The sequence below is a fragment of the Puia sp. genome, assembly GCF_035546395.1.
Lineage (GTDB): Bacteria > Bacteroidota > Bacteroidia > Chitinophagales > Chitinophagaceae > Puia.
Genome location: NZ_DASZXR010000005.1, coordinates 79,310 through 94,320, shown reverse-complemented (window position 1 = coordinate 94,320; position 15,011 = coordinate 79,310). Strand labels below are relative to the sequence as shown.

The 15,011-nt window shown below is 56.5% G+C and carries 19 protein-coding genes; 11 read left to right on the top strand and 8 right to left on the bottom strand.

Annotation, left to right across the window (positions count from 1 at the left end; genetic code table 11):
- Positions 1-16 precede the first annotated feature (16 nt).
- Positions 17-553: a ferritin-like domain-containing protein gene (locus VHE34_RS05260; RefSeq protein ID WP_325585379.1), complete on the top strand. Its 537-nt coding sequence runs from the start codon at positions 17-19 to the stop codon at positions 551-553.
- Between the two features lie 48 nt (positions 554-601).
- On the opposite strand, the gene VHE34_RS05255 is transcribed toward VHE34_RS05260, so the two are convergent.
- Positions 602-1,480, bottom strand: a complete 879-nt coding sequence (locus VHE34_RS05255) for an alpha/beta hydrolase (RefSeq protein ID WP_325585377.1) — start codon at positions 1,478-1,480, stop codon at positions 602-604.
- 74 nt (positions 1,481-1,554) lie between these two features.
- On the opposite strand from VHE34_RS05255, the gene VHE34_RS05250 reads away from it, so the two are divergent.
- Entirely contained in the window at positions 1,555-3,342 is a 1,788-nt protein-coding gene (locus VHE34_RS05250) for a thiamine pyrophosphate-requiring protein (RefSeq protein WP_325585374.1), read from the top strand.
- A complete protein-coding gene (locus tag VHE34_RS05245; protein WP_325585372.1) occupies positions 3,339-4,430 on the top strand; it encodes an enolase C-terminal domain-like protein in 1,092 nt (363 codons plus the stop codon). The genes VHE34_RS05250 and VHE34_RS05245 overlap by 4 nt, the downstream gene beginning before the upstream one ends.
- 71 nt (positions 4,431-4,501) lie before the next feature.
- Here the strand turns inward: VHE34_RS05245 and VHE34_RS05240 are convergent, their stop codons facing one another.
- Positions 4,502-5,512 (bottom strand): SDR family oxidoreductase, encoded by a 1,011-nt coding sequence (locus VHE34_RS05240; RefSeq protein ID WP_325585370.1) that lies wholly within the window; start codon positions 5,510-5,512, stop codon positions 4,502-4,504.
- A gap of 121 nt (positions 5,513-5,633) precedes the next feature.
- On the opposite strand from VHE34_RS05240, the gene VHE34_RS05235 reads away from it, so the two are divergent.
- The 4 genes from VHE34_RS05235 (at position 5,634) to VHE34_RS05220 (ending at position 9,071) form a co-directional block, all read left to right on the top strand.
- Positions 5,634-6,371: a KGG domain-containing protein gene (locus VHE34_RS05235; protein ID WP_325585368.1), complete on the top strand. Its 738-nt coding sequence runs from the start codon at positions 5,634-5,636 to the stop codon at positions 6,369-6,371.
- A gap of 51 nt (positions 6,372-6,422) precedes the next feature.
- The gene (locus VHE34_RS05230; RefSeq protein WP_325585366.1) at positions 6,423-7,289 is read left to right on the top strand and encodes a ferritin-like domain-containing protein; all 867 of its coding nucleotides are present in this window, start codon (positions 6,423-6,425) and stop codon (positions 7,287-7,289) included.
- Positions 7,290-7,955: 666 nt separating this feature from the next.
- Complete coding sequence (locus VHE34_RS05225) at positions 7,956-8,144, top strand: hypothetical protein (protein ID WP_325585364.1); 189 nt, start codon at positions 7,956-7,958, stop codon at positions 8,142-8,144.
- A gap of 27 nt (positions 8,145-8,171) precedes the next feature.
- Entirely contained in the window at positions 8,172-9,071 is a 900-nt protein-coding gene (locus VHE34_RS05220; protein WP_325585362.1) for a sugar phosphate isomerase/epimerase, read from the top strand.
- Here VHE34_RS05220 and VHE34_RS05215 read toward each other — a convergent pair.
- From VHE34_RS05215 to VHE34_RS05205, 3 genes are all read right to left on the bottom strand, one after another.
- On the bottom strand, positions 9,056-9,481 hold the full coding sequence (locus VHE34_RS05215; protein WP_325585360.1) for an antibiotic biosynthesis monooxygenase family protein: 426 nt from the start codon (positions 9,479-9,481) through the stop codon (positions 9,056-9,058). The genes VHE34_RS05220 and VHE34_RS05215 overlap by 16 nt on opposite strands.
- 154 nt (positions 9,482-9,635) lie before the next feature.
- The gene (locus VHE34_RS05210; protein WP_325585358.1) at positions 9,636-9,890 is read right to left on the bottom strand and encodes a cupin domain-containing protein; all 255 of its coding nucleotides are present in this window, start codon (positions 9,888-9,890) and stop codon (positions 9,636-9,638) included.
- Between the two features lie 14 nt (positions 9,891-9,904).
- Positions 9,905-10,801 (bottom strand): helix-turn-helix transcriptional regulator, encoded by an 897-nt coding sequence (locus VHE34_RS05205; protein WP_325585356.1) that lies wholly within the window; start codon positions 10,799-10,801, stop codon positions 9,905-9,907.
- Between the two features lie 134 nt (positions 10,802-10,935).
- On the opposite strand from VHE34_RS05205, the gene VHE34_RS05200 reads away from it, so the two are divergent.
- Positions 10,936-11,538 (top strand): sugar O-acetyltransferase, encoded by a 603-nt coding sequence (locus VHE34_RS05200; protein ID WP_325585354.1) that lies wholly within the window; start codon positions 10,936-10,938, stop codon positions 11,536-11,538.
- Between the two features lie 100 nt (positions 11,539-11,638).
- On the opposite strand, the gene VHE34_RS05195 is transcribed toward VHE34_RS05200, so the two are convergent.
- On the bottom strand, positions 11,639-12,622 hold the full coding sequence (locus tag VHE34_RS05195; protein ID WP_325585352.1) for a hypothetical protein: 984 nt from the start codon (positions 12,620-12,622) through the stop codon (positions 11,639-11,641).
- A 155-nt stretch (positions 12,623-12,777) separates the two neighbouring features.
- Here VHE34_RS05195 and VHE34_RS05190 point away from each other — a divergent pair, with 155 nt between their 5' ends.
- From VHE34_RS05190 to VHE34_RS05180, 3 genes are read left to right on the top strand one after another with little or no spacing between them, the layout of a single operon-like run.
- Positions 12,778-13,137, top strand: coding sequence for a hypothetical protein (locus tag VHE34_RS05190; protein WP_325585350.1), 360 nt, complete (start codon positions 12,778-12,780; stop codon positions 13,135-13,137).
- A gap of 34 nt (positions 13,138-13,171) precedes the next feature.
- Positions 13,172-13,525, top strand: coding sequence for a hypothetical protein (locus VHE34_RS05185; RefSeq protein ID WP_325585348.1), 354 nt, complete (start codon positions 13,172-13,174; stop codon positions 13,523-13,525).
- Entirely contained in the window at positions 13,515-13,871 is a 357-nt protein-coding gene (locus VHE34_RS05180) for a hypothetical protein (protein ID WP_325585346.1), read from the top strand. The genes VHE34_RS05185 and VHE34_RS05180 overlap by 11 nt, the downstream gene beginning before the upstream one ends.
- Here VHE34_RS05180 and VHE34_RS05175 read toward each other — a convergent pair.
- On the bottom strand, positions 13,795-14,286 hold the full coding sequence (locus VHE34_RS05175) for a hypothetical protein (protein WP_325585344.1): 492 nt from the start codon (positions 14,284-14,286) through the stop codon (positions 13,795-13,797). The genes VHE34_RS05180 and VHE34_RS05175 overlap by 77 nt on opposite strands.
- Positions 14,235-14,918, bottom strand: a complete 684-nt coding sequence (locus tag VHE34_RS05170; protein WP_325585342.1) for an alpha-ketoglutarate-dependent dioxygenase AlkB family protein — start codon at positions 14,916-14,918, stop codon at positions 14,235-14,237. Before VHE34_RS05170 ends, VHE34_RS05175 begins: the two co-directional genes overlap by 52 nt.
- Between the last annotated feature and the right edge of the window lie 93 nt (positions 14,919-15,011).

Sequence of the window (15,011 nt, the reverse complement as noted above, 5' to 3'; positions counted from 1 at the left end):
TGGTAAAAATTCAAATATGGCAACAAATCAACAAAATCCAGCAAAAGCTGCGCTGAATTCCAAACTGAAAGAATTTTTTATCGAGCAGCTGCAGGACATCTACTGGGCTGAAAAAAAATTGGTCAAGACGCTGCCGAAGCTGGCGGATGCGGCCCATTCGGAGGAGTTGCGCGCTGCGTTCCAAAGTCACCTGACCGAAACGGAAAATCATGTGACCCGGGTCGAGCAGGTATTCGACCTGCTTGGCGAAAAGGCGGAAGCCAAGGAGTGTCCCGCGTTGAAGGGCATTGCCGAGGAAGGGGAGGAGATCATCGATGAAACGGATACCGGCACCGCACAACGGGATGTCGGGCTGATCTTTGCGGGGCAGAAGGCGGAGCATTATGAGATCGCCACGTATGGTGCGCTTGTTCAGCTTGCCAAGGACATGGGTAAGGAAGACATAGCGGACCTGCTGAGTCAGACGTTGAGCGAGGAGAAGGCGGCGGATGAGAAGCTGACCAGCCTGGCGACTGCCGGGATCAACCGCGAGGCTGCCACGGAAATGGCGTAATCTGAATCTGACCGGGACCGGGGATACTCTTTGCAGGGTATCCCCGGTTTATTTCCTGAAGTGCCGGATCAGGGCTTTTGCCACGGTTTCCGGTGCTTCGCGGGATGGAAAATGACCCATGCCGTCGAGCGTCAGTAATTCGTAGCCGGCGACGAAATTATGGTCGCCCTCTTCGAAGGACGAAGGGGGATCGCAGCTGTCCGAAGCGCCGTTGATGACCAGGGTGGGTGTACTCAGCAGGGCGATGCCGCTCATCCGGCGCTGGAGATCGTCGTAGCGGTGGTCGATGGGTTCGGGTAGGAAGCGGCTGCGATAGCCGTGGAGGGTGACGGCCGCCCAGTCGGGGTTGCGGAAGCTTTCCGCCGTCTTGAAGAACTCCTCCTCGTCATACCAGCCGGCGGGACTCCAGGTGTCCCATTGGAGTTTTGAGAAACCGACGGGGTCCCTTTTTACTGCGGCGGCGCCTCCTTCTGTGCACATGAACCACTGGTACCAGAACAGGCGGGCCTGTGGAAAGGAGGGGATGGGGAATTCGCCGCGGGGTTGGAAGGCCAGCGCCATGGCGGCAATTTTATGCACCCTGGAGGGGAATAAAGCGGCCAAAAGGTAGGCGGCGCGGGCGCCCCAGTCGTGGCCGGCTACGAAGAAATCGCTGATCCCGAGGGCGTCGGCCAAGTCGATGACGTCCTGGGCGAGGGCGATGCCGCGGCCGTCGCGGGTGGTATCTGTCGCCAGGAACCGGGTGAGGCCGAAGCCGCGGAGATAGGGGATGATGGTGCGGAAGCCCGCTGCGTTTAGGTACGGCGCCACTTTGAACCATGCGCGGATATCGTCGGGCCAGCCGTGTATGAGGAAGATAACGGGTCCCTGCCGGGGTCCAACGTCAAGGAATGATATTTCCAGTAGAGCTGTTCTTATGGCAGGCATGGCGGAGATTATTCAAGATTCGTGCCGATGGCATAAAAATTTCGGTCTTGCTGCAAACCGAAATTATCATTTTTATGGCACAGCTAGTCAGTGATTTTATAGTCGGGCGGTTGATCGCCTGGGGCGTCAAACGGATCTATGGGTATCCCGGGGATGGGATCAATGGGGTGATGGGAGCGTTGAACCGTGCGAAGGACCGGATCGATTTCATCCAGACGCGGCATGAGGAGATGGCCGCCTTTATGGCCTGCAGTCATGCGAAATTCACCAATGAGGTGGGAGTCTGTATGTCCACGTCGGGGCCGGGGGCCATTCATCTTTTGAACGGGCTTTATGACGCCAAGATGGATCATCAGCCTGTCGTGGCGATCGTGGGGCAGCAAGCGCGGATGTCGATGGGGGGAGATTACCAGCAGGAGGTGGATCTTGCCGCGTTGTTCAAGGACGTGGCGCACGAATACGTGCACACGTGTAACGAGCCTTCGCAGGCCAGGCACCTGATCGACCGGGCGATGCGGATCGCCCAGGTCAACCGGACGGTGACCGGTGTGATCCTGCCGAATGACGTACAGGAGCTGGATTATGCCGAGCCGCCGCATTTGCATGGGAGTGTGCATACCGGGATGGGGTATGCGCGGCCGGAGATAGTGCCTTCGATGGCCGATCTGCAGGAGGCGGCCGACTTGCTCAATGCGGGCGATAAGGTGGCCATGCTGGTCGGCGCCGGCGCGGCCGGCGCTGCGGATGAGCTTATCGAAGTCGCCGGGCTGCTGGGGGCGGGTGTGGCCAAGGCGCTGCTGGGTAAGGCGGTATTGCCGGACACATTGCCTTTTGTGACGGGCAGTATCGGGTTGCTGGGAACGAAGCCGTCCTATGACCTGATGCAGGAATGCGATACGCTCCTGATGGTGGGGACTTCTTTTCCCTACTCGGAATTCTTGCCGAAGGACGGGAAGGTAAAGGCCGTACAGATAGATATCGACGGGCGGATGCTGGGGCTCCGGTATCCTACGGATGTCAACTTACAGGGGGACAGCCGCAGCACGCTGCGGGCGTTGATCCCGTTGTTGCGGCAAAAGACCGGCCGTGACTGGCGGGACAAGATCGAGAAGGAGATCGACCGGTGGTGGAAGGTGCTGGAGGCGCGGGCGATGAAGAGCGCGCATCCCATCAACCCCCAGCGATTCTTTTGGGAACTCAGCCCGCTGTTGCCGGACCGGTGTATCCTGACCGCGGACAGCGGTTCGATCGCCACTTGGTTTGCCATGGACCTGAAGATCCGGGAGGGGATGATGGCGTCGTTGTCGGGCAACCTCGCGACCATGTGTCCGGGTGTGCCGTATGCGATTGCTGCGAAGTTCGCTTACCCGGACCGGATGCCGATAGCGCTTGTCGGGGACGGCGCGATGCAGATGATGGGCATCAACGAGCTGATCACGATCGCCAAGTATTATAAGCGGTGGACCGATCCGCGGTTGATGATCGTCGTGCTCAATAACCAGGACCTGAACATGGTCACCTGGGAGCAGCGGGTGATGGCCGGGGACCCCAAGTTTGAAGGCAGCCAGGATATTCCGGCGTTCAACTATGCCGCCTATGCGCAGATGCTGGGGCTGGAGGGCATCCGGGTGGAGAAGGAGGATGAGATCGGGCCCGCGTTGAGACAGGCTTTTGCCGCAGGCCGGCCGGTGGTGCTGGATGTGCTGAGCGATCCCAGCGTGCCGCCGTTGCCGCCGCATATCACGCTCAAGCAGGCCAAAGATTTTACGTCGTCTATCCTGAAGGGGGATGTGAATGCCTGGGATATGATCAAGGAGACCTATAAGGAGGTCGTCGCAAACTTTCTGCCGTATAAGTCATGAACAACCGAATCAGTGAGCTGAGAGTTGCCGTGTATACGATCCCTACCGACGCCGCAGAGTCGGACGGCACACTGGAGTGGAAAGAAACCACGATGGTGCTGGTCCGGGTGAGGGCAGGGGACCTGGAGGGACTTGGGTATACGTATGGGAGCGCGGCGATAGGGCCCTATATCCTGTCGGTGCTGGGGCCAATGGTAACGGGTAAGAGCCCGATGGAGGCGACGGCGTTGCAATCGGCCATGATCGCTCGGATCCGCAACGATGGACAGTGCGGGCTGGCGATGATGGCCGTCTCGGCGGTTGATATTGCGCTTTGGGACCTGAAGGCAAAGCTGTTGGAGCTGCCGTTGTACCGGTTGTTGGGAGAGGTGCGGAGCGGTGTACCGATCTATGGCAGCGGCGGCTTTACCTCTTATACCGAAGAGCAGCTGTATGATGAGCTTCATGGATGGATCGGCGAGGGGATCAACGCCGTCAAGATCAAGGTCGGCCGGGACTATGCGGCGGATATCGGGCGGGTCGATGCGGCCCGGGAGGCGATCGGAAAGGATGCCGCGTTGTTCGTGGACGCGAATGGAGCATACAGCGTGAATGACGCCCTGCGGCAGGCAGAGCGATTTTCCGTGTATGGCGTCAACTGGCTAGAGGAGCCGGTGGTTGCGACCAATCTGCCACAACTGGCCTTTATCCGGGAGCAGTTGCCGGCAGGGATGAGGCTGGTGGCGGGAGAGTATAGTTATGGGCTGGATGATTTTCGCGGACTGTTGGAGGGGCATGCGGTGGATATCCTGCAGGCCGACGCCACCCGTTGCGGCGGCATAACCGGTTTTGTCAAGGCGGGGCATTTGGCGGAGGCCTTTCATATTCCGCTTTCCAGTCATTGTGCGCCTTCGGTGCACCTTCATGCCGCGATGGCGTTGTCTTCTTTTTCCCTTGCCGAATATTTCCATGATCATGTGCGGATCGAGGAACGCTTCTTTGATGGATTTGCGCGGCCGCGACAGGGATGTCTCTATCCGGATGTTGACCGGAATGGGCTGGGACTTGTGTTTCGCGAGGTGGAGGCCGAGGCGTTTCGCGTAGCCTGAGGCGTGTTACGGAGTGGGGGGACGGGTAAGCGAGCGCACGATGAGATTGATATGCCTGAGAAAGGGTATCTTCAATGTCTTTTTTTCATGGCTGCCCAGAGGCCGGTTGCGGCGGCGATGCCTGCGGCGGCCAGCAGCAGGGCGTTGCGATGCATTTGCAGCCACAGGGTGATGCTATTGTGCGCTGCCTTTTGTGAAAAACCTCCATGCGTGCCGCGGTCCTCTGCTATCGGTTGCCAGACATTGTTGGGGCGGTTGGGATCGTCGGGTTGGTTGGTCTGTTGTCCTTTGAAGGCGGTGCGGGCGAGGACATGATCCGCGTAGGCCGGAGAGAGCTTGTTGCCGATGATCGCCTGATAAGTTGTGCGGCCGACCCAGACGCTTCTTCGGTTATGCGCCGCCGCGAAGAGGATCGCGCGGGCCGCCACTTCGGGTTCGTATATTTTCCCCATCGGTCTTGGTTTGTTGGGCAGGCGGCTGAGAACCCAGCCGAACTGAGTGGTATCCATGGCCGGTAGCTGGACCATGCAGGTGTTTATCTTACTGTCCTCGTGCAGCAGTTCGCAGCGCAGCGAGTCATAGAAGCCTTCTATCCCGTGTTTGGCGCCACAATAAGCAGATTGCAGGGGAATGCCGCGATAGGCGAGTGCCGAGCCTACCAGCACGATCGAACCGCGGTCCCGGGGTCGCATACGTTTGAGGGCCGCCATCGTTCCGTATACCTGGCCGAGATACGTCACTTCGGTGACGCGGCGGTATTCCGCGGGGCTGATCTTTACGACCGGTGCGAATACGCTGGCCATCGCGTTGTTGACCCAGACGTCGATGGGGCCGAGGCTATTTTCCACTTTGTCGGCCGCCGCTTCCACAGCGTCAGGGTCGGCGACGTCGACAGGGATGCAAAGGGCCGATCCGCCAAGCGCTTCGACTTCTTTGCGGGTTGCTTCCAATTGTTGTTGTCCGCGAGCGAGCAGGGCGATGGCTGCGCCCTGCTTTGCAAAGGCGTGAGCGGTGGCTCGGCCGACCCCGCCAGTGGCGCCGGTGATGACGACCACTTTATTGTTGTATTGTTGAGCATTCATGATCGAAAATCCTCAAGGGCTATGCCATGGGGGGCATAGTGGATGGCATAATATTTTCGGCGGGACTTCCCGAAGCAATCGACGGTTGCAAACCATTTTTTCACCATTAAAATCTACAGGTATGAGTACGAGAAATTCAGGCAGACGCGGTTATGGGTCACGGGACCAGGACGAGCGCGGATCGGTGAGCCGGCGCGGTGGAGAGTCTTCCTATGGCGGCCGCGGATATCGCCAGGGCGAGGAAGACTACGACGATCGTTATCAAAACGAGGACGAAGAGCGCGAGTATGATCAGCCTTATTCGCGGTATGAAGAAGAGGGCGAGGACTATGAAGAGGATTATGACGAAGATGAGGGGCGTTACCAGCGGCCTTATTCACGCTATGAGGATGATGAGGACGACTATGGCGATCGCGAGCGGTCGTCCGGTGGCCGGTCTTCCTCGGGTGAACGGGGATGGTCTTCTTCCAGTGATCAAGGGTGGTCTTCTTCCGGTGATCAAGGGTGGTCTTCTTCCGGTAATCGGCGGGGATTTGCGTCGATGGACCGTAACCAGGTGCGGGAGATCGCCAGTGAAGGGGGAAGGGCGTATCATGAGAAGAGAGGCGCGCATGGGCATGATGAAGGCGGGCGGGGCAGGTCTTCTTCCGACCGTGGACGGTCGTCTTCTGACAGGCGGCATTCTTCATCGGATAGGGGACGTTCTTCTTCCGGCCGGGGCAATTCCCGTTCGTCATCGGGAAGCAGCCGTTCGGGTGGCCAGGCCAGGAATGCGAGCGGGCAGTTTACGAGCCGCAGTGGGAGATCGGGTCACGGGGCGCGTAGCAGTTCGGGCGGCCGCAGCTCCCGCGGGCGTTGAGCGGGTCGAGAGCGTCGATCCAAATTCTAATTGATCAAATAAAAATATCTTATGGCACAGACATCAACAAAATCGCGGGGCGGCAAGACAGCGAGCCGTAACCAGGGTAGCAGCCGCAGCAACAGCAAGCGTTCGTCGAGCAAGACACAGGGTAACGGCAGGAGTTCCAGCCGGGCCCAAGGATCAAGCCGGACGGAGGGGCGGAGCAGCCGGCGGGGGGGCGAGTCCAGCCGACAGGAAAGAGAATCGGGCCTGCAGGGCGGCCAGGCTAACCGGCCGCAGCGGGTGAGCGGGTCGTCCGGGTCCGCACGGATGGATGGACAGCAGTATCTGCATAAATTCTTTACCGATCAGTTAAAGGATATCTATTATGCGGAGCGGAAACTGGTCCAGGCGTTGGCTACGATGCGGGATGCGGCGACGACGGAGGAATTACGGGATGCATTCGAGGACCATCTTCATCAGACCGAGCGGCATGCGCGGAGACTGGAAAAGGTGTTCGAGAGGCTGGACATGCGGCCGGAGGGAAAGCGATGCGAGGCGATAGAGGGGATCATCCGGGAGGTAAAGGAGATCATCGAAGAAACGGAGGAGGGCAGCCTGACGCGCGACGCCGCGCTGATCATGGGTGCGCAGAAGGCCGAGCACTATGAGATCGCCACCTATGGCGGTCTGGTCACCTTTGCCATCACGATGGGTTTATATGAAGAGGCCGATCTGCTGGACCGGACGCTGGTGGAGGAGGAGATCACGGACAACCTGTTGACCGATATTGCGGAGGAGTACATCAACATCGAGGCTGAGCTGGAAAGCATGGAGGCAATGGGAGAAGAAGAGGAAGGGAAAATTGGTGAGGAGGAAGAGGAGGAGATGGGTGAAGAGAGCGGCGCGAGCTCCGGCGCGGGAGACGGGGAATGAGGGGGATTAGGCGTTATTCCTCACCCCTGATATCCTTTTCGGTCAGGAAGAGCCTGGGATGATTCGCGAAGAAGGGAAGGAGGAAGGCGGCCATTAAAGGCCGTGAAAAATGCGATCAGCGCTGTAACGATCAATACAACGATGATGTAGGTTTCGCGGCCTTTTCTTATGTGGTAATCCTTTCGCTTGTGTTGTTTGCCGGATTGGCTCCGGGGATGCGGCTGCCCGGGCGCGCGCCGGCCTGTTTTTGTTCCCGGCATACCGATGAAACAGTGGTGCCATGGGACCGTCCGACGCGGATGATTCCCTACGGCCTGCGTAATAATTGCCCTACTTATGGAAAGGAATCCCCGAAACGCACCGATCGGATGGTTTGCGGGGCGTATTTTGGGTAAAATGAGCCTTGGTCCGGGTTTTGCGCGACTAACGTCATTCAAGTCACCCCTACTGGTAGCCGTTTCCGACCCGCTCTTCTCTTTTTGAAACATCCTTTTTTACCTATATGCCCGACCTGGATTTCCAGACACGCGCCGCCTGGGTCGGCCTTTTGCTGCGGTTCCCACGCCGGCGCCCGAGATCCGTATCGTCAACACGTTACTTGTTGCAAGATATATCTGCTACCGTATGTATCGTTGGCCGACGGGCCGTTGCTAAAGACATGCGGGCGTGAGCCTGCCTATCCAAGAGATGTCCCTCTCCGCCATGAGCGGAGAGGGTATCAAGACAGGCTGCGCTGATCACGTCCACGGCCCGGCGCAGCAGGATCAATTCCTCACCGCCGTCGAGGTGATTGCCGGTGAAGGAGTTCGGCCTACTGAATATTCTTGCAATGGGGGAGAGGTCGTGAATGGATAGCAGCTTGTTTTTTTGTATCTTTCTCTTATGCAAAAGACCTTTAACCGCCGCGAATTCCTTTTTTTGAGCGGCTCTGCTACGATTGCGGCGGCGTTGCCGTCGTTTGTCGTCCCGGCCGCCACTTTTGGGCCGGCCTTTGTTGCCGGCGCGCCCAAAATTGCTGTTCAGCTTTATACGATCCGCGATGAGATCGCGCGGGATATGCCGGGGGCTTTTCGCCGGCTGGCCTCGCTTGGGGTAAAGACGGTCGAGACGGCTTTTTGGCCGAAGGGCGTTTCGGTGGCGCAGGCGGCGAAAGCGTTGCGGAATGCGGGGCTGAGCGTGTGTTCGAGTCATGTCGAGATTCCCTTGGGGGATAAGAAGGCGGCGATGCTGGAGACGGCGGAAGCGTTTGGGTGCCGGCGGATGATCTGGCATGGGTGGCCGGAGGACAAACGGTACAGCAGTCTTGGGGGAACGAAGGAACTGATCCATATTTACAATGAGGCCGGCGCCTTTGCGAAATCGAGGGGTTTGCAATTCGGGTTGCATAATCACTGGTGGGAATATCGGAATAAAGTCGGGGGGCGGTTTGTCTTTGAGTGGTTATTGGAGGGGGTGAGCCCGGATGTGTTCTTCGAATTGGATGCGTATTGGATCAAGGTGGCGGGGCATGATCCGGCGGCTATTATTTCCCGGTTTGGGGACCGGGCGAAATTGTTGCACATGAAGGATGGTCCGGCGGTGTATAATGATGCGTTGGTCAGGGACAAGCCGGACCCGATGGTGCCATTGGGGCGGGGAACGCAGGATGTGCCGGCTATCGCGAGGGCGGCGCGGGGGCATATCGAGTGGATGGTGATCGAGATGGATGTTGTGGCGACGGATGTATGGCGGGCGATCGGGGAGAGTAGGGAGTATCTTTTGAAGAATCATTTTGCCGGCTGACCTGTGGCTTTTTGTAACCTGGTGATATTCGCATCCTGCATCACGGGTATCGCCGGCACCAATTCCAGGCGTTTCACCATCGCCGCTGTCGCCGATTTGTATTTCAGAAAATGCGCCGTTCGTAAATGCGCCCGGTAGGCTGCTGAATCGGCGTATATTTCCAGGATAGTTATAGAGGTAGGATGGTCTTTTTCCGAGACAGCATAGAGCATTATAACGCCGGGTTCCAATTTCAATGCTGTCTCGATTCCTTCCTTTAGATTCGCTTTGTAGGTTTCCAACTTTGCGGAATCGATTTCCAGTTTAGCCAATTGAATTACCCTGCCCTCCTGCGCACGGGCGTTTGTTCCCAACAATAAGAAACCGACCAGGACTGATGCCGTCTGCAAGAATGATTTGTTGCTTTTCATCGCTATGGAGTTTAAGACCTTTTATACTGGGTTTCTGAAACCTTTTCCATCCAGTCTACCATTTTGCCGTCGAGGCCTTCCTGGATGGCGATATGTGTCATTGCCGTCGCCGGGGAGGCCCCATGCCAGTGCTTTTCACCCGGCTGAAACCAGACTACGTCGCCGGCCGGATCTCTTCTACCGGGCCACCGTCCCGCTGGACCCAACCCAGTCCTGCCGTCACGATCAGCGTTTGCCCGAGCGGGTGGGTATGCCAGGCCGTTCTGGCGCCCGGCTCGAAAGTTACGGTATTGCCGGCGGCGCGGGCAGGGGCGATTGGCTGAAACAACGGGTCTATGCGTACTGTTCCTGTGAACCAATCTTCCGGGCCTTTACCGGAAGGCTGTGAACCTGCTCTATTTATCTGCATTTTATTACTCTTTTTTAATTATCGTTTCTATATTCCAACGGCGTCATACCCGTCTTTTGCTTGAACAGGCGCGTAAAATGCTGCTGGTATTTAAATCCCAGGTCGAAGGCTATGTCGTTGATGGACCTGGTCGTATCGAAAAGCCTTGTCCTGGCTTCATCGATCGTTCGGTTTTGAATGTAGTCGAGGGCTGTGCTGCCGGTTTCTTTTTTTATGAGGTCGCCAAAATAGCTGGGCGAAAGATGCAATTGTTCCGCGCAATACGTCACATTCGGCGTACCCAGGTCCCGGGCCTTTTCGGATTCAAAATATTCATTCAGCAGCTGCTCAAACCGTACGAGGATATCCTTGTTGGTGTTATTCCTGGTTATAAACTGGCGGTCATAAAATCGCATACAATAGTCCAACATCAGTTGGATATTGGTCGAGATCAATGTTTTGCTGTGCTTGTCGAGATTAGACTTCAGTTCCGAGGCAATTTTTTCCAGGGAGTCCACGATTATACTTCTTTCCTTTTTCGATAAATGCAGCGCCTCCCTGACGGCGTATGAAAAGAAGGTGTAGTACTTTATATTCCGGCCAAGGCTCGTACCCTTGATCAGATCGGGATGAAAAACGAGTGCATATCCGGAGGGCACCCTGGCTACGCCTTTGCTGTCGATGCCATAGACCTGGCCGGGGGAAACAAATACCAGCGTGCCATCTTCATAGTCATAGGGTTGGCAGCCGTATATCATATCTCCGCACTTGATGTTCTTCAGAAACAAAGCATAAATGCCCATAAACATCCGGAAATTGATGACTTTTGGCACTTCATTGAAGTCGATTACGCTAACGAGCGGGTGAAGCGTGTCTACGCCAATGCAATCATTGTAGTTCCGCACCGTATCGATTCGGATGACTGGCTCCATAGTGGGCTGTTTGTCCTGCAAAATTATCCCAAACTTCCGCGGTTTCGCCGCCTTTTGTCAAAAACAGCAAAAATGGTAAAATAATCCAGATCGTGTATAAATGGGGTCGCGGCGTTTCCGGCGAAATTTGTATCATGAAACGCAATGTTGCATCCCCGGACATCTTTCAGCGGCTTCAGTCAGGTCAGCCGATCCGAATGGATGATCCCGAATATCATAAAATAACTGAAGGAGTGAAGAGGACCAGGGGACTATCTCAACTACTCAATACGGCAACCGACCTGGACCGGGTTCGGTTCTTTTTGGGCGAGATCATCGGTGCCACTATCGACCCCAGTACCACCTTGTTTTCCCCTTTCTATACCAACCTGGGCGCCTTTATCATTATCGGCAAGAACGTATTCATCAATCATGCATGCTCTTTCCTGGATCTTGGCGGCATTACCATCGAGGACGATGTCCAGATCGGACCCAGGGTGAATATTGTGACGGAGAGTCACCCGTTGGATCCCGGGGATCGGAGGGCGTTGATCGCCAAGCCGGTTGTGATACGACGCGGGGCATGGATCGGCGCGGGGGCGACGATACTATCGGGGGTAACCGTTGGCGAAAATGCGGTCGTGGCGGCGGGATCGGTGGTTTCCCGGGATGTTCCTGCGAATACGGTAGTGGCGGGCGTTCCGGCGAGGGTCATGAGGTCCTTCGGTGCCCAAGTTGGGTCAGATGTTGTGGGATAAGGGCTGGCCCCAGTTCAAGAAAGCCGGGGTGGAGTCCCTCGAGCGTATTCATGAAAGCATGGTAGATATAAAGAATGCGTTGACGATAGTCGGAGCACCTTTAGGATTTTACTACTTCGAAATCCGATGCCTTGATCTTGTTTAGAGTTGATAAATCATCGTTATTCCATCGATTGTCCGGGGCGCCGGAGACGTACATGTCGCTGCCGATATCGGCGAGGATCAGTCCGTATTTTTTCATTGCCTTGAGGATCACCTGCACGGTTGCGGGATAGCCGGTAATATCGACAGAAGCTTTCAGCCGGATCTTCGCGCCGAAGGGAATCGAATATTGGCCGCCGGTACTGGCGACGTCGTGACGCGCCGGGGCGATGTGGCCGGGCTTTACATGGTTTTTGGCGAGGGTGAAGCGTAGGGCGTGGGTGATGGCGCCTTTTGCGACTTCGTCGTAACGCACGAGGCCGGGGAAGATGGGAAGACCGGCGGCATCGGCGGATGTCCATCCATCGGGCCGCAAGGCATCTGAATTGAAATGAAAGACGGCGCCGCTGGAGGCTTCCCAATGGCCATTGTTGATGGAGGCGTTGTATAACTCATACAGGATACCGTTGTCTTTGTCTACGGCGATGACGTGTGCGTCACCGGTAGCGTTGCCTTCGATGGGCGCGTTGAGCGGAATCGGGTAGGGACCCGGGTCGCTCTCGTCGCCATAGTTGCCGTCATAGCTGTTCTTGCGATACACGATGCTTACCTTCGGCTGGCTTGCACACACGACTGTAAAGGGGATGCCGATCGGCGCGCCATCCCATAGGCCGCTGCCGAAATCGGGGTGCAGACCGGTGCCGGCATAAGCCGATAGAATTTGCGCGCTGTTGTCATCAACGGCCACATTGGAGATATCCGCGTTCCAGGCGTTGTCGGAAGGAAAGATACTTAGGGAATTTACGTCCGAAGGCTGGGTCACGCAGGCGGAAGTGCTGCCATCGGGTGTTTTTGGATCATTGCCGCCGGTTGTCGGGCTGTTGGAGGATTTCTTCGAGCAGGCGGCGAGCAGTAACAGGCTGAGGAACAGGATGTTTTTCATATTGAATTGGATTCTTCTCTCTGTTGCAAATACTGTACCGGAACGTCTTGCAGGCCGGCGTGGGAATGGGGTTATTCAGCGAGGAAACGTTGCCGTTGAGCGAAATTTTCTTCGGGCCTTTTCGAAATCGGCTATTTTGACTAAAACTCCCGCTTATGGTCAAACAACTTCTCTACGCCTTTGTCTTCATCATGGCATTGCCGATGCCGCTTTTTTCGCCTTCCCTTGTCGGCCATTGGTTTGCCGGTGGACCGGATAACGGGAAGGTATGGGTCGACTTCGGTGCCGACGGCGCGTTCAAGGTGTATACGGCTACTTCTACTGAGAATGAGGGCCGGTATGTTTTGAATGCGGATACGATCTCGCTGTATGATAAGAATTGCGGGATGTCCGTCGCGGGTCGATATCTTTTGAAGTTTTATGGGGAAGATTCGGTCTCGTTCACGGTGGTGAGCGATCCGTGTAAGGATCGGAGTGGGGAGGTTAATGGTGGGCGGCTGAGGCGGATCCGATGACGCCCGGGGAGTGAAGAATCCTGCCTTTGTATCTATGCAACTGACTATTACGGGCTATTCGACGGCGTTATTTTCGACCTGGTATTTTGTGGAGGAGTGGGGGGTGCTCTTCGATGCGGGGGACGGACTGATCCCGGCCTTGCTGCAGAAGAGCCGGAAGACAGATCATGCCTTTATTTCGCACGCAGACCGGGATCATCTTACCGGGCTGATACAATTCAACCAGCTGAATGCGCGGCCGGGGTTTCCGGTGATGTACTATCCGAAGGATGCGAAGTTTTTCCCTGTGCTGGAGGCTTTTTCGCGGCAATTCGACTTACTGGCGAGGAGCTGCGACAACTGGGGAGCGGATAGGCCGGGAGAACCTGTCGATCGAATTGCGGGATAAGGTCCTGGCCTATTCGGGGGATACGCCGGTGGAGGAGGGCTCGTCGAAATGGAATGATACGGCTATCCTGATCCATGAGGCGACTTTCCTGGGTAACGGCGAGGAGATCAAACCGCGGACCTATGGAAACAAGCACAGCACGCTGGAGGAGGTGATGGAGATGGTGAGCGGCCTGAGGAGCGGGCAGCTGGTGCTGGGGCATTTTTCCTCGCGGTATCCGGCGGAGGAGATCGATGCGGCGATCTTGCTGTTTTGTGAGAAATATGCGATCAATGTTCCGGTGCGCCGGGTGTTGCCGGGAGTGACGGTGACGGATGTGTTGGGGCAGCCGCCCTTGAATCGCTGAGCTCGCGGCGGTAGCGGCTGAAGGTCCAGGGATGGGCGATGAGATAAGGAAGGGTTACGGTGAGAAGGAGTGCGATGGTCTCGAGGTCGTCGGCATCGACATATGTTCCGATGTATAAGAGCCAGAGCATCGGGAGGAGGCTCCAGGACAGCAGAGAGACCAGGGGATTGTTCCTGATCTTTGCCGAGGCATTGAAGTAGAGCGGGGTGGTCAGCGCGGCCAGGACGAGGCCGTTGCCAAGGGACAGGAGGATGAGGGTGAGATCGAGCTGGTCGCCGCCCAATTGTTCGTGGGTGAAGTTGCTAAGGGAGCCCCAGCGGTGGTCATACAACAACCAACCGGTGGTGGCCAGCAGGCTGAAGATCAGGGGGTAGAGGGCGGCTTGGAGGTAGTATTTCCAGAGTTTTGGGGGCATGGGTCAGTATCGTTGACGTAATATACGGGTTTTGTGGAATCCGAGATGCGGAAAGTCAGGTTGATGCGCGGGCCGATGGGTTTGGATGTTTTTGGGATGTGGTGTTCGTAGCCATCTTGCATGGTGGCGGCCATTAGCAGGAAGCTGCCGTGCGTGAGGGGGATGTCGAGAGAGGGCGACTTTTTGTTGGCTTTGGGCCGGACCTTGAAAACCCGGGTCTCGCCGAAGGTAACGGAAGCGATGGGGTGATGTTTGCCATCGGCGGGGAGGGTGTCGCTGTGCCAGGCCACGGAATCGTTGCCATCCCGGTAGAAGTTCAACAACACGCGGTTGAAGGCGATGCCGGACTCCTGCTCTACTCGGGCTTTTATGGCCAATAACGCGGGCGTCCATTCGAGTCCGTTCGGACCGCCATACCAGGCGGTGAGTCGGGGATCGAGCACCCATTTGTCGTACATTTTACGGGTCCGTTGTTGCCAGGGGGTGGTCTCTTTCAACACCCGGAAGTAGTTGTCGGACTCGGATTTGTCGAAGAATTGCTCCCAAAGTCGAAGATGGGTACCGGGGAGATCGAAGTTTGTGAACCGCTTTTTTCCTTCATCGAACAGCGCTGTCTCATCGAAAAGCATCATGGCACAAGATACGGAATTTTTTCCAAATGCTAATATTGTTAGTATTACCGGTGGCGTTCGGACTTCGTATCTTTGCAGCACACTAAAAATTAA

Excerpts from the sequence above, each read along its gene's own strand:
- VHE34_RS05260 (WP_325585379.1), top strand. The coding sequence starts at position 17 with ATGGCAACAAATCAACAAAATCCAGCAAAAGCTGCGCTGAATTCCAAA.
- VHE34_RS05255 (WP_325585377.1), bottom strand. The coding sequence starts at position 1,480 with ATGCCTGCCATAAGAACAGCTCTACTGGAAATATCATTCCTTGACGTT.
- VHE34_RS05250 (WP_325585374.1), top strand. The coding sequence starts at position 1,555 with ATGGCACAGCTAGTCAGTGATTTTATAGTCGGGCGGTTGATCGCCTGG.
- VHE34_RS05245 (WP_325585372.1), top strand. The coding sequence starts at position 3,339 with ATGAACAACCGAATCAGTGAGCTGAGAGTTGCCGTGTATACGATCCCT.
- VHE34_RS05240 (WP_325585370.1), bottom strand. The coding sequence starts at position 5,512 with ATGAATGCTCAACAATACAACAATAAAGTGGTCGTCATCACCGGCGCC.
- VHE34_RS05235 (WP_325585368.1), top strand. The coding sequence starts at position 5,634 with ATGAGTACGAGAAATTCAGGCAGACGCGGTTATGGGTCACGGGACCAG.
- VHE34_RS05230 (WP_325585366.1), top strand. The coding sequence starts at position 6,423 with ATGGCACAGACATCAACAAAATCGCGGGGCGGCAAGACAGCGAGCCGT.
- VHE34_RS05220 (WP_325585362.1), top strand. The coding sequence starts at position 8,172 with ATGCAAAAGACCTTTAACCGCCGCGAATTCCTTTTTTTGAGCGGCTCT.
- VHE34_RS05215 (WP_325585360.1), bottom strand. The coding sequence starts at position 9,481 with ATGAAAAGCAACAAATCATTCTTGCAGACGGCATCAGTCCTGGTCGGT.
- VHE34_RS05210 (WP_325585358.1), bottom strand. The coding sequence starts at position 9,890 with ATGCAGATAAATAGAGCAGGTTCACAGCCTTCCGGTAAAGGCCCGGAA.
- VHE34_RS05205 (WP_325585356.1), bottom strand. The coding sequence starts at position 10,801 with ATGGAGCCAGTCATCCGAATCGATACGGTGCGGAACTACAATGATTGC.
- VHE34_RS05200 (WP_325585354.1), top strand. The coding sequence starts at position 10,936 with ATGAAACGCAATGTTGCATCCCCGGACATCTTTCAGCGGCTTCAGTCA.
- VHE34_RS05195 (WP_325585352.1), bottom strand. The coding sequence starts at position 12,622 with ATGAAAAACATCCTGTTCCTCAGCCTGTTACTGCTCGCCGCCTGCTCG.
- VHE34_RS05190 (WP_325585350.1), top strand. The coding sequence starts at position 12,778 with ATGGTCAAACAACTTCTCTACGCCTTTGTCTTCATCATGGCATTGCCG.
- VHE34_RS05185 (WP_325585348.1), top strand. The coding sequence starts at position 13,172 with ATGCAACTGACTATTACGGGCTATTCGACGGCGTTATTTTCGACCTGG.
- VHE34_RS05175 (WP_325585344.1), bottom strand. The coding sequence starts at position 14,286 with ATGCCCCCAAAACTCTGGAAATACTACCTCCAAGCCGCCCTCTACCCC.
- VHE34_RS05170 (WP_325585342.1), bottom strand. The coding sequence starts at position 14,918 with ATGATGCTTTTCGATGAGACAGCGCTGTTCGATGAAGGAAAAAAGCGG.